A 12,908-nucleotide genomic window follows, 5' to 3' on the forward strand; every position below is an offset into this window, starting at 1 on the left:
CAAGCTTAACAACGAGGTCAGAAGAAGGGGACGTCATGGGCTGGCTACCTTACGAGCGGGCGGTGTCATGAGAGGGAAACTATCTCTTACCCCAGGCGATTTAAGTACCGGGAATTGTTTTTGGATATAACGTAGTAACAATACTGCAGGGCTATCCATTAGCATTTTTGCCTGAGGAAACTTCCATAGTAGCTTGTCGATACTGTCATTGGGTTCGAAGTAGGTATCGCCAATTTGATCATTGTTCATATCCCAGCCTAAATAGTCGCTCCAGTAATTACCTTGGGCGTCGAGGCTCCATTCTTGTTTGCGGGTCGCGACGTATTTCACTTGAGTCTGGTTTTTGATAAAGGTGTTTTTAGCAATAATATTGTTCTCGGAACCTGCTGTCAGGTGAATACCGATTTCTGCATTACTCACGTCATTGTCTAGAATTTTGTTGTGCAGCGAGTTATAAATAAAGAAGCCCTTACCATCGGCACCCTCAACGTGACGTGCCTCACTTTGACGCACGCCATCAATCGTGTTGTTAGTTAAGGTGGAATAGGTAATAAAGTTTAATAAGATGCCGTAGTCTTCACTATCGAGTGACTGGTTATGATTGACAGTGAGACTTCTGGATTGCATGAGCGCATAGCCTGCACGGGTTCGTACCGCTTTGTTTTTGGTGACGGTATTGCTGTGGGAGTACATGTAATGAACCCCGTAGCGAAGGTCGTGCATATGGTTTTCAGTGAGCAGGTTGTTCTGGCTAGAAATAATGTAAATTCCGTCACGGGTATGCCAGATTTCGTTGCCACGAACCTCGGTATTGGTCGCAACGGATAGATGAATACCATTGCCTCGGTCGGTTGAGCGCATCTGCTCGTTACCGCTTATTTTATTGTTGATAATTTTTGCACCATCGCATTTATCTAACCAAATACCGCTAGTATCACCATGAAGCAGGTTATTCTTGATGGTTGTATTTTGTGCCGATTTTTCAATAAAGATGCCGGCATTCATTGCCGTTAAATCATCGCCCCAGTTTTCTATTGTCAGATTTTCAATGGTGACATGTGGAGCTTTTATTCGAATCCCGTCATGCATGCCTTGGGCGTTGATGATAGCGCCCTTTTCACCTTGAATAGTGAGACTCTGTCGAATAACAAAGTTACCGGCGTAAACACCGGGAGAGAGGACTATCGTATCGCCTCGAGAGGCATTATCGAGAACAGCTTGTAGGTCTAGCTGAGAATTAATCCTTATCTCTTGAGCATAGGCTGAAGAGGATAAAAGAGATGCCACCACTATCAGACAGGTACAGAGGCACAGCATAAGGATATACGCACTGTGCTTCTGTTTGTTCTGCTGTGTTTCCAGCAGTATTCGAGATGGTTGTGACATCTTGTACTTCTTTTTCGCCTTTAGCAGTTAGCTAAAGCTTAAAGGGTTTAAGCTTCGACTAACATTCGGCCACGCATTTCCATATGCAGTGCATGGCAGAACCAGTGACAGTAGAACCATTGTACGCCAACCTTGTCGGCGGTAAAGGTCACTGACTGGGTTTGCTGAGGGCCAATTTCCATACTGACGCCATGGTTGACCATACAGAAACCATGAGTTACGTCTTCTACCATATCAAGGTTAGTGATCACCATGGTGACTTCATCGCCTTGCTTAACGGTAAATTTGTTCAGGCCAAAGTTTGGTGCAACCGAGGTCATATAAACCGTCACTTTGTTACCCTTGCGAATAATCTTGTTGTCCATTTCAAGATTTACACCATCTTTCTTTGCTTGAGCAACGGTTTCAGCGAAGAAGGGGTCATCACGCTTCCAGATTTTGCTTGGCTTCACTTTGCTTCGATGAACGATCATACAATCGTGAGGCTCAGCAAAGGTCGGGCCGTCGTGAATCAGCTTCATTTCATCGCCGGAGATATCGATTAACTGATCATTTTCGGCACGAAGTGGGCCCGTCGGTAAGAATCGGTCTTTAGAGAACTTACAGAGACAGACTAGGTATTTGCCATCAGCATCACGGGTTTCACCCATGGTGGTGTGAAGGTGACCTGGCTGATAATGAACATCCAGCTTTTGGCGAATGTAATTAACTTTCTTGTCTTGATAAGCTTTGATCGCATCTTCCACGTTCCACTTAACCACCTGACTATCGATAAAGACGGTTGTATAAGCATTACCGCGTCCGTCAAAGGCTGTATGAAGCGGCCCTAAGCCCAGCTCTGGCTCTGCAACGATGGTATCGCGAGGTTTGATCTTATCATCAAATAGTGAAGCCAGCTTCTTGATCGCAATCACTGAAACGGTTGGTGAAAGCTTACCGTTAGCCACAAAGTATTCACCGTTTGGTGAAGTGTTCAAGCCATGAGGACTCTTGGGTACCGGAATATAGCGAGTATATTTGGAACCTTTACGGCCATTGATTACAGGTACTTTGGAATCGCCGATTGTCTTGAAGTCACCGTTCTGAACCGCTTTCTCAAGCGCTGGAATATCAAATACAACAACATGGTCACGCTCAGCTGAAATCATTTCAGGTAGCGTTACGCCGTTTTCAGAGTTATAGCAGGTTGATGCAGCGAAACGACCGTCGTAGTCGGCATCGGTATTATCAAGGTTGCCATCAACAATGACCTGGAAAGCCATTTCCATCTTCTCAGCGTCAATGACGTTGAACATGGAGAAATATTTACTAGGGTCATCCAAATCACGTCCGTCATTCGGTAATGGAATTTCATATTCACCGTTACAGAATATATATTTGGTATGAGGTACTTTCTGAACCCTTAAACCATGGATCGCCTGTACATTTGGAACGTCGATCATCTTATCGGCTTTCATAATGTCGCAGCGGATACGTGCTACACGAGTATTTGCTTTATCGTTGATGAAAACATACTTACCGTCATAGCGGCCATCTTGCATACTCATATGAGGGTGATGTGCATCACCGTTAAAGTACTTGGCAGATTCACCCATGACTGCTTTACTTTCGTTGGTCTGACCCCAGCCAGTCGCGCTTTCATGGTTGAATACCGGAATACGCATTAGCTCACGCATTGAAGGTAGGCCAAGTATGCGAACTTCACCTGAGTGACCTCCACTCCAAAAGCCGTAATATTCGTCGAGCTCACCTGGCCCTACATGGGCGCTAGCAGCCATTTTCTCGGCCGTTTTTGCCTGAGCAAGTTCTGAAAACATGGATGCGGTAAGTGTTGACGCAGCAACACCTGCACCACCGACTAAAGTGGTTGCACCAATAAATTTACGACGGCTCATGCCTTCTTTTTCAGGACTATCATCGACGTGGCGGTCGACAGGGTTTTCCTTATTTATGTCGGTCATAATGATCTCCAAGTTGTTCCTGGTTGTGATAGAGAACTTCTTACTTCGTTGTTTGTACTGCTAATTCTTTAATTGCTTTTATTGTGTGTTTTTCTTTTGTATTCGAATCTTATGAGCCTCCTTGGTTGACAATACGAACCGGCTCGACAGGCGCTTCTTTCGTTGCTTTGCGGTATTTTTTGGCAAGTGGTGGGCATTTCTCTTTACTGTGATAAGTCATCTGACAATCGAGGCAGTAGTGGCATTCGCGCATATTAATCTCACCAGTAGGAGCAATCGCTCCGATCTCACACTCTTGGGCACAAAGCTGGCAGGGCTTGCCGCATTCTTTTCGGCGTTTTAGCCAGTCGAAGAGGCGAGCGAAAGAAGGAATAGCAATGGCTGCACCCATTGGGCAGACGTAGCGGCAATAGAACTTACGATTAAATATTGACGTAACCAGAAGCCCGGCCGCGTAAAGAATGAAGGGCCAATCGCGATCGAAGCGCAGCAGGAAAGTTGTTTTGAAAGGCTCCACTTCGGCATAGGTTTCTGCGACAGCCAGGGACTCCAGTGATAAGCCAAACAAAGCTAGCAAAATTAGGTATTTAATCGCCCATAAACGCTCATGAATAACAAAAGGAATATGTAGCTGAGGAATGCGTAGCTTCATCGCGATTTCGCCTATCAGCTCTTGCAAGGCACCGAAGGGGCACAACCAGCCGCAGTAAACACCTCGGCCCCACATTAAGACTGTGGCAGCGACAAAAACCCAAAGTACAAAAATAATCGGGTCGAGGAGGAAGGTTTCCCAGTTGAAGTCGTTCATCAGCGATTGAACGAAGGTAAGTACATTGACAACGGACAGCTGTCCCTTACAGTACCAGCCAATAAACCCTACTGTATAAAGAAGGAAGCCAATTCTGAAATAGTGCATAAAGCGAGGGAACTTAACTAACCAATCTTGTATGAATAATACAAGGGTGAGAACCAACATGCTGAAGACCAGCAGTTTCGTTGCCGTACTCTTATCTTCCCAAACCTGTTCCCATAGCGCTTTTTCTTCTTAGATTTCTGGCGGTTCAGGCCTAATTAAAAACTCTTCGAGTGCGGCATACTCTGGTTTAAAACTGGTAAAGACGCCTTCAATAGGGCCTGTCTGGCGGCGAATAAGTAGCTCGACTTGCCAGGGTTGTCCGGGGTCAAACTTATGATGCTCGCTGACAATGAACAGCGACATTTCTTTAAAGTGCGGCGTACCCGCAGCATATAGGTCGTTAATTCGGTATTGTTCGGTATCCCTGAAGCTGAACTCATTTTTACCTTGGTGAATGACGATTCGGTCAAATATTCCTCCGCGAACATAGCCAGAGCCTTTAAAGGAATAGCCGTTTCCGAGTAAACCTATTACATGCTCGCCGGGCTTTAGTTGCTCCATCATCCATTCATATTCACCGTCACCTAAGAGTGAACGGCCGACTGTCGGGATATTCAATTGCGTATAATATAGATCGACAAAAGTGTCTTCTTTTTCTTCAAGCGGGGCTGCCTGGTCCGCAGCTTCAGTTGCCATGAAAGCATCATCGACTTTGGAATTGTTCAAATGGAAACGTCGGATCGCACCGTTGCCTGTCAGGGTCTGCCAGTCGGAAGGCTGGTAGACTTCTTGATTAATCGTGGCCGCAGCCTGTGAGGCAAATTCAGAGGCTTCGATGATGCCATGCGCGATCGCCACTTCGTTGGCGGCGCGAATAATCCCCATGTTCATCACCATCACAGTGACGGTTGCACCGGATACGCCATCGAGATACTCGGTGTTCTCTTCTGTTCCCGTGCCGACTTTTACCTTGGTGTTAACTTTTAGCCCTTGGTATTGGTCCGTAAAGTCACATAAATCTTGCTCTGGAATTCCTACCAGCAAGATAGGTTCATGATGTTCCAGAACATTGGCAGAAATGATTGTTCCTTGAGTATCCAACGTCACAAGTGTATTGACGGGTTCACCGGAGTAGGCAGGAATACGCGCGACATCATCTGTTTCAAAGGCGTAGCCAATGACTTGCTCGTCTTGGAAAATCGTTTTGATTTGAGGGTCGCCAGTTTTTTCAGAAATCGAGCTGGCATTCGGGAAAGCCTCTTGGATAAAGGGAAGAGGGGCTTTAATTGGCGTGATATCAAGCCCGGCAGAAAAAGCAGGGCTGCCGATAAGGCAGATAAATAGACAGGAAACTAATAGATACAAATTCCTAAGGGAAAAGCTTGTTCCATCAAAAGGGTATTTCATCTCGTCTGTAGATCCAATATTTAATGTAAGCCATTGACGTTGCGAACATTAATACAGTGATCTGTAGCGAAGAGAAACGAAGAAAAGCAGGGCAGTTGACCCTAATCAACTTTATACCCCCAAGGTGATAGGAGTGTATAAGGTGATAATAGATTGAGTAAGGGAGCGAGGTTAAATATAAGGTCCAGACAAATGAACGGAATAGATAACTAACTTAGCGATTAACTGCGATCACCGACATTCGGCCCTTCCCATAACCATCTATACAGAGCTCAAAATCCATGCGCTGGTTACCGCCTTTTCGACTTAACGCATCTAGTTTATCGAATGGTTTGGCGATCAGGTGGAAGTTTTCCAGCTTTAGGTCCGTGCCACTTTTTTGGTCGAAGAATAGAACCGAAATTACCTTGAGTACCATGCCGCAGTTTTCGAGAAGCTGCTTTGGGATTGCCTTTTTCTGTATTGAGTCAAGCGCATCTTCAACCGGCAGGTTATGCAGAGCGGAACCCAAAAAACAGCTTGCTTCAAGATCGAGTACGCAGATACTACGAATAGACGAGGTGCCTGATATCGCGTAAATACCTGTAATGAAGGGAAGGTGCTCGTAATTGAGTGGCTCGGTTGTTTTTTCGGTGAGTTTAACCGAAGAGCTGGTGACCGCATTAATGGCTTTATCGAATGCGGCTGCCGTAGGTAGTGTGATGCCTTTGTCGCAAGTTACGGCTGTATCTTGCTTTAAAGCATCCTCACCTTCTATTGCGCCTTGGAGGATAGGCAGAACTGCTTTATGCAAATCTTCATCGGTAAAGGGCTTGTTTACAATGAAACATGCACCCATTTCTTTCGCTTCTTTTAAACGGCTCTCAGAGGTTTCTGAGGTGACAAACCCGATGTTGCTGGGTAGTTCCAATTTATTCAATAATTGCAGCAGCTGAATTCCTGTCATTTCCGGCATATGCCAGTCACATAGAATTAGGTCAGGCGTCCAGTCTTTGGCTATATTAAGCGCATCTTTTCCGTTATTTGCCGTCTTGTATTCATTGTCGCTATAACCCAGCTGTTCTAGGCCACGTTTAACAATAACTTGCATGGCACGGCTATCGTCTACGATAAGAAATTTCATTGCGGATAAGACCCTTTGTATATAGCAAGTGTTTGAATTGCTTTATTAATTATTTGAAGCGATAGTTTATTCATTGCGCTAACTTTGTCCAATAAATACGCCGGCATATATGGTTGTTCCGTCTTCATCCTGCGTAAAGACTTCCCAATCCGGCTCAATATCCTGCATTAGCGTTTGCGCTTGTTCCTTCGTAAGCTGGATCGGCACATCTAAGTGTGTATCTTCGCTTATTTCGAGTTGTACTTGGCCTGCCAGGATATTTCCTAATTCACAGAGCGCGTCATTTGCGTCGTTTTTGCTGAGCTCTTCTTCCGGTAGCTGAAATAATAGAGAGGCGGCCCTGTAGCTAAGTTTTGTTGGCATTGCTAAAACCATTAAAAAATTGTTTTGGCCAACGATAGGTATTTCTACAAAGCACTCTAAAATGCATTCTTGTTGATGAGGCTGGGGCTCAATATATTTGAGCTCGGCACCAAATAGCTTAGTCCACACACCTGATAGCAAGCTATAAAAAGTTTGCTTGTTCATTCTGTCAGCATCCTGTTTTTTAAACGCATTGCTTCACGTGCATAGTGGAATCTCTTAACGAAAGAAGGAAATCGGCTACCTTCCAGTATAGAAAAGAATTTTATTTTTGCTCTGAATAATTGTCGGTGATAACAAAATATTACAGAACATGGATGTTATGACGTAAAAAACTGTATTATTCACAACAGAAAAATGAACAAAATAAGACTATATTTACGATTAGAATAAATTTACGTTTAATTTAGGCAATTTTTGTTGAAAGATTGCGTATCAAGGATGGCCCAAGAAGAGACATTATGCCGACAGATACAAATTACATCATTATTCAGCTGCTAATCGGCACCTTTGCTTGTTTGTGCATTAGCGTCGCTTACATTATGTTTTTGAAGCATAAGCTGACAAAGCTTAAGCCGGGGAAACATCATACTTTTGAATATGCCTACGATGGAAAAACGGTAGGCAAGACTGCGCCTGATTCAGAAGGTGAGGAAGAGTCTGTCGAAGATGGAATGAACAAACTGGATGAATTGTCCGGCCAGCAATTAAGTTTGAGCTCGCAACTTAAAGATATGACATCTGAGAATGACCGGCAAGCCTTTAGTGATTCTGAGCGGCAGCGTTTGCTTGAACATATTGAGGCACTCGAAGCCTCCTTGAAAGAATCAGGAAAGCGGATTACCTCAATGAATGTTCAATATCAGCAAGCTAGCCGAGACATTGAAAAAGAGGCTAATAAAGTTTCAAGCCTAAAGAGGGTTGTTGATGCTGTTGATACAAGCAATGAGAGAGAAGAATCGTTAATCGAAAAAACACAGCAGCTTTCGGAACAACTGGACGAGAAAGTGAAGGAGATTAAGAAATTACGAATTAATTCATCACTTATGACCAAAGAGCTTGATGATCTCAAGGCGGACAACAGTGAAGCCTACCTATTAAAGCAGTCGCTTGAAGAGGCACAGCAAAAACTGAAACGTTCTGAAGCTGAGCGCGAAACCCTCGAAAGCAACTATGTCGACCTCGCAGAAAACAGTCAGTCCCCTAAAGAATTGCAAGACGAGCTGAACCGCTTGAAAAAAGAGTATGAAATGCTTGAGCAGCGTTTCATTAGTTATGGCAACTCGGGTGCTGCCTAGCGTACCCTTTTTCTACTAAGTGAATATCACTTGCGTGCCTTGCTCAGGCTGGTAGTCTAGCGCCTTCAAATTACTTTAAGGAAGATGGCCACATGATGAGCTACCTTCAGTCTATCAATCAAGACCTACAAAATCGCATGCGTGACTGGGCAAACAAACCTCAGTCAGACGCTTCAGGCTTTGTCTCCAAAGTTCAAAGCACCGCAATGACGGCTCTGTTGACCAAGTTTGTTGGTCAGGCGATTCCTTTTGCGACGCGAAATGGTTTTAAAGTACTTGAGGTAAAGCGCGGCTTTTTGAAAGCAGGTATTCCCCTTAAGCCAAACAAGAATCACTTTAATGCCATGTACGCAGGCGCGCTATTTACCGTCGCCGAAATTCCTGGGGGCATTATTTCAATGCTGAGCTTTGATGAGCGTTTTTATCCTGTCTTAGTCGACTTAAAGATGGAATTCATCAAGGTTGCCAAAACTGATGTCACGGTTGAGTTTGGTTTATCTGACCAAGAACTAGCCCGCCTGGAAGAAGAAACCTTGGCAGAAGGCAAGAGTAGCTTTGTCCTGGAAGGTGAGGTTAAAGACGCTGAAGGTACGATAGTGGCGAAAAGCTACGCGAATTATCAGGTAAGAATGCGCTAAGTAATATTTGGGTCAGAGTTCAGTTGGCTTTTTTGACTCTGACCCGAATGGCACTTACTTAAGCTTGATTTCGCCCCGAAACTCATCATTCCCGCGCACAAGGTGAATTGCGCAGCAAGAGAGGGCCGCCTGGGCGGGGCGGGAATCCATTGTTTTTCAGCCGTTTGGCTGACCTAGAGAGTTAAAAAAGACTAGAAATCTTTAGGTTAGCGATAGTCATGGTCCTTCAATTTCATTGAGTTAGCCTCAAAACAATGGATTCCCTTGTTCAAGGGAATGACGCCATTTTCTCCTTAAGTAAGTGCCATTCGACTCTGAACCTCTTTATTTTTACCTCGTTTATTTCTTATATAGCCAGCCTTTTCTTACCAAATGCTTTTCGCCTTCTACGGCGAAGAAAACTACTAAAGCTAGTCCACAGCAGATCAATAACTCCGTCATGGGGAGTGCCTGAGTTTTAAACCATTCGTTACCTAGTGGCGTGTAAATAACAAGTAATTGCAGTGCGAGAGTACTGATCAATGCCGCAATTAAGGCCTTATTGGTAAAGAACCCGATAGAAAACAGAGACAAGGTTTCTGAACGAATTGCCATGACATGCATGAGCTGGGATAAAGTCAGCGTGGTAAATACCATTGATTGCCAGTAGTCGGGGCTGTACTCTAGGGCCCAATATTGGGCGAAGAGAGATAGTGCACCGATTAAAAAACCTATAAATACAATGTGTTGCCACATACCGTGAGAAAAAATACTTTCATTTGGTGGGCGTGGCGCTCTGGCCATGACACCTTTTTCTTTTGGCTCGACAGATAGGGCCAATCCAGGTAAACCATCGGTAACCAAGTTTATCCAAAGAATGTGGATAGGCAGCAGGGGAATAGGCATACCCAAAAAAGGTGCGAGCAGTAATACCCAAATTTCACCTGAGTTACTGGTCATCGTATATTTTATGAATTTTCGAATATTATCGAAGATTCGTCTACCCTGTTCGACTGCTTTGACGATGGTGGCGAAGTTGTCGTCGAGTAGCACCATATCAGAAGCTTCACGAGCTACGTCAGTGCCATTCTTCCCCATAGCGACACCTATGTGGGCATTTTTGAGTGCTGGGGCATCGTTCACTCCGTCTCCAGTCATTGCGCAATATTCGCCATTGCTTTGAATTGCATTTACCAGTCGGACTTTCTGCTCTGGTGAGACTCGCGCATAAACTTGCGTTGACTGAACAGTTTGTTGGAGTTCAATATCATCAATCGATGCCATATCAGCCCCGGTAATGACACTGGGGTGATGTTCACTGCTATTCGCTGACTCGTTAGCTGGAACCAGATCGAGTTGTTTCGCAATTGCCAAAGCTGTTGCAGGATGATCCCCGGTAATCATTATCGGTGTGATACCAGCTGTTTTACATTGTTGAACGGCCTCTTTGGCTTCTTCTCGGGGAGGGTCGATCAATGCGGCTAAGCCTAGGAAAGTCATCTGTGACTCAAGCGTTTCCTGATCGAAAGTGTCGCCGTCATTTAAGTTCTTCATAGCGAAAGCGAGTACTCGGTAGCCTTGTGTCGCAAGGTCTTCTGCAATATCTAGCCAGAGATCACGATCAAACTGCTGCACTTCTGCGGCTTGGGTAAAAGCTTGGCTACAGCAGGAAAGTACTGCTTCAGGTGCCCCTTTCGTATAAGAAATTAAGGGTGTGTGGGGTTCACCCATTAGCTTGTGTACAGTAGTCATACGCTTTCGGTTAGAGTCAAAGGCACACTCGGCAACGCGCGGAAGCGATTTCTCAAGTTCTGTTTTTAGGAAGCCAGCTTGGGCTGCGCAGTTGAACAAGGCTAGCTCTGTCGGTTCGCCACTAGACTGCTCTATCTCGCGACTAACCCTGACATCATTGTTGAGCGAGAGCACATGTGCAAGGTGCGAGCTTTGAGCCAAACTGTTCAGGGCGTAAGGTTTGCTTTCAGGTGTAATTAGCTTGTCTACGTGCATTTTGTTCTGAGTGAGAGTGCCGGTTTTATCAGAGCAGATGTAGCTAACCGAGCCTAAGGTCTCGACAGAAGGTAGGTTACGCATCAAGGCATTAATCTTGATCATTTTTGCTGCCCCTAAGGCTAAGGCAATACTTACAACAGCAGGTAGGGCTTCGGGAATGGCTGCCACAGCTAGGCTAATACCGGTTAGCAGCATTAATAACCAGGGTTCACCCCGAATAAGGCCAAGGACAATCACAACCAGGCATATAAACACAATACTGATAGCGAGACGCTTACTGAATAGGGCTAGCCTATTCTGGAGTGGCGTATGGCTCTGTTTAGCGCTTTTTAGCAATGAGGCTATTTTCCCCAGCTCGGTTTCCATGCCTGTGGCAGTGACAATGCATTGAGCTGAGCCCCTGTTGATCTGAGTGCCTTTGAATAGCATATTGCTGCGCTCAGCGAGCAAGGTATCTTCGTGTTCAAGTGCTTCGACACGTTTATCAACACCAAGAGATTCACCTGTCAGTGATGATTCATCACACTCAATATCCTTGCCCTCGACAAGGCGAACATCGGCAGGCACTACGTTGCCGGCCTCCAGGCTAATAATATCGCCAGGGACGAGTTGCGTGCTGGAAATAGTCTGCCATTTGCTATCGCGTAAAGTCAGCGTCTCGAGTGTCGCCATGGCTCTAAGAGAAGCCATCGCTTTTTCAGCCCGGAATTCTTGAAAAGCGCCCAATATTGCATTGAGGCCAATAATACAAAGGATAATAAGTGTATCCACGGCTTCACCGACTAGACCGGAAATCGCCGCCGCGCAGAGTAGCACCATAATCATTACATCCTGAAACTGAGCCATGATCACCTTCCACCAAGGGCGGGTGTTGGCCTGTTCCAGAATATTTTCTCCCTGTGTAGTTAAACGTTCCTGCGCTTCTTGTTTACTTAGGCCCTTTTCTATTATTGAATTCAGAGCTTCTGCGCATTCTTCAGTATTTAAGGTGTGCCACTTTGTTGACATAGATTCTAATCCTGTGGTCAGATTCTTTCTTCATAAGAATGATCTAATCATAAAATGATTTCTAGTGAATGACGATATTCAGTATTCACCAATCTTGATGCGGGTCACTTAAGAGCTCGAATCTAAAAGCTCTTTTTATAATTCAAGCCAGCCTTCGAGGCTTTGTCGTAAAAAGGGGAAGTGCTTGCGAAAGCGATTAAAGGTTTTGGGGCTTGGTGCCCTGTGTTTGTCGTCTGTGACCTTGCTGAGTGCTTGTTCTTCAGTTAGTTATTATTCACATTTGTTAAATGGCCAAACCTCTCTTTTGTGGAATCGAGAGCCTGTTGAGACACTGCTAGCGGATGATGAAACCTCTGAGGAGCTTCGAAAGCGTCTGATTTTATCTCAAGCGCTTAGAGATTTTGCCAGCAAGGAACTCAATCTACCAGTCGATGACGCATATACCAGTTATACAGACTTAGGCCGACGCTATGCGGTTTGGAATGTCTATGCTGCGTCTGAACTGTCTTTGGATGCTTATACTTGGTGCTACCCAATACTTGGGTGTTTGGCCTATAGAGGCTATTACGATCAATCTATGGCCAAAGCTGAAGCCTTGAGACTTGAAAAACAAGGCTTTGAAACTCGAGTGGGGGGCGTGCGGGCTTATTCTACCTTAGGTTTTTTTGACGACCCATTGTTAAGTAGTTTCATATTTACGGATGAAGTATATCTGGTCGAGTTGTTGATACATGAGATTTCTCATCGCAAGCTCTATATAAAAAATGATACTAAATTTAACGAAAACTTCGCTACGGCTGTTGGTACGATTGGCGCTGAGCTTTGGTATAAGAACCAAAGTCAAACACATAAATATCAAGAATATCAGCAAGCAAAAGC

10 protein-coding genes are annotated in these 12,908 nt (G+C 44.9%); 3 read left to right on the forward strand and 7 right to left on the reverse strand.

The annotated features are described in order from the left end of the window. Positions 1-33 precede the first annotated feature (33 nt). From A3766_RS01595 to A3766_RS01615, 6 genes are all read right to left on the reverse strand, one after another. Positions 34-1,386 (reverse strand): nitrous oxide reductase family maturation protein NosD, encoded by a 1,353-nt coding sequence (locus tag A3766_RS01595; RefSeq protein WP_068507633.1) that lies wholly within the window; start codon positions 1,384-1,386, stop codon positions 34-36. Positions 1,387-1,433: 47 nt separating this feature from the next. Then, on the reverse strand, positions 1,434-3,347 hold the full coding sequence (nosZ, locus tag A3766_RS01600) for a TAT-dependent nitrous-oxide reductase (protein WP_068507631.1): 1,914 nt from the start codon (positions 3,345-3,347) through the stop codon (positions 1,434-1,436). 109 nt (positions 3,348-3,456) lie between these two features. After that, complete coding sequence (locus A3766_RS30100) at positions 3,457-4,323, reverse strand: 4Fe-4S binding protein (protein ID WP_068764603.1); 867 nt, start codon at positions 4,321-4,323, stop codon at positions 3,457-3,459. A gap of 69 nt (positions 4,324-4,392) precedes the next feature. Beyond that, positions 4,393-5,610, reverse strand: a complete 1,218-nt coding sequence (locus A3766_RS30105; RefSeq protein WP_068552894.1) for an FMN-binding protein — start codon at positions 5,608-5,610, stop codon at positions 4,393-4,395. A gap of 214 nt (positions 5,611-5,824) precedes the next feature. Continuing rightward, positions 5,825-6,733 carry a response regulator gene (locus tag A3766_RS01610; protein ID WP_068507629.1) on the reverse strand — a complete coding sequence of 303 codons (909 nt, stop codon included), beginning with the start codon at positions 6,731-6,733 and terminating at the stop codon, positions 5,825-5,827. A 78-nt stretch (positions 6,734-6,811) separates the two neighbouring features. Further along, a complete protein-coding gene (locus tag A3766_RS01615; RefSeq protein WP_068507627.1) occupies positions 6,812-7,261 on the reverse strand; it encodes a chemotaxis protein CheX in 450 nt (149 codons plus the stop codon). 296 nt (positions 7,262-7,557) lie between these two features. On the opposite strand from A3766_RS01615, the gene A3766_RS01620 reads away from it, so the two are divergent. Together A3766_RS01620 and A3766_RS01625 are read left to right on the forward strand one after the other, a co-directional pair. Then, on the forward strand, positions 7,558-8,394 hold the full coding sequence (locus tag A3766_RS01620) for a hypothetical protein (RefSeq protein ID WP_068512640.1): 837 nt from the start codon (positions 7,558-7,560) through the stop codon (positions 8,392-8,394). A 92-nt stretch (positions 8,395-8,486) separates the two neighbouring features. After that, positions 8,487-9,032 (forward strand): PaaI family thioesterase, encoded by a 546-nt coding sequence (locus A3766_RS01625; protein ID WP_082865366.1) that lies wholly within the window; start codon positions 8,487-8,489, stop codon positions 9,030-9,032. 339 nt (positions 9,033-9,371) lie between these two features. Here the strand turns inward: A3766_RS01625 and A3766_RS01630 are convergent, their stop codons facing one another. Continuing rightward, the gene (locus A3766_RS01630; RefSeq protein ID WP_068511635.1) at positions 9,372-12,029 is read right to left on the reverse strand and encodes a cation-translocating P-type ATPase; all 2,658 of its coding nucleotides are present in this window, start codon (positions 12,027-12,029) and stop codon (positions 9,372-9,374) included. 184 nt (positions 12,030-12,213) lie between these two features. Between A3766_RS01630 and A3766_RS01635 the strand changes: the two genes are divergently transcribed. After that, positions 12,214-12,908 (forward strand): aminopeptidase (locus A3766_RS01635; RefSeq protein ID WP_197479168.1); only part of this gene is annotated, 695 nt, incomplete at its 3' end.

Source organism: Oleiphilus sp. HI0132, from assembly GCF_001635845.1.

What these genes read in the sequence shown, in the direction of transcription:
- A3766_RS01595 (WP_068507633.1), bottom strand. Translation starts at nt 1,386, where the DNA reads ATGTCACAACCATCTCGAATACTGCTGGAAACACAGCAGAACAAACAG.
- nosZ (WP_068507631.1), bottom strand. Translation starts at nt 3,347, where the DNA reads ATGACCGACATAAATAAGGAAAACCCTGTCGACCGCCACGTCGATGAT.
- A3766_RS30100 (WP_068764603.1), bottom strand. Translation starts at nt 4,323, where the DNA reads ATGTTGGTTCTCACCCTTGTATTATTCATACAAGATTGGTTAGTTAAG.
- A3766_RS30105 (WP_068552894.1), bottom strand. Translation starts at nt 5,610, where the DNA reads ATGAAATACCCTTTTGATGGAACAAGCTTTTCCCTTAGGAATTTGTAT.
- A3766_RS01610 (WP_068507629.1), bottom strand. Translation starts at nt 6,733, where the DNA reads ATGAAATTTCTTATCGTAGACGATAGCCGTGCCATGCAAGTTATTGTT.
- A3766_RS01615 (WP_068507627.1), bottom strand. Translation starts at nt 7,261, where the DNA reads ATGAACAAGCAAACTTTTTATAGCTTGCTATCAGGTGTGTGGACTAAG.
- A3766_RS01620 (WP_068512640.1), top strand. Translation starts at nt 7,558, where the DNA reads ATGCCGACAGATACAAATTACATCATTATTCAGCTGCTAATCGGCACC.
- A3766_RS01625 (WP_082865366.1), top strand. Translation starts at nt 8,487, where the DNA reads ATGATGAGCTACCTTCAGTCTATCAATCAAGACCTACAAAATCGCATG.
- A3766_RS01630 (WP_068511635.1), bottom strand. Translation starts at nt 12,029, where the DNA reads ATGTCAACAAAGTGGCACACCTTAAATACTGAAGAATGCGCAGAAGCT.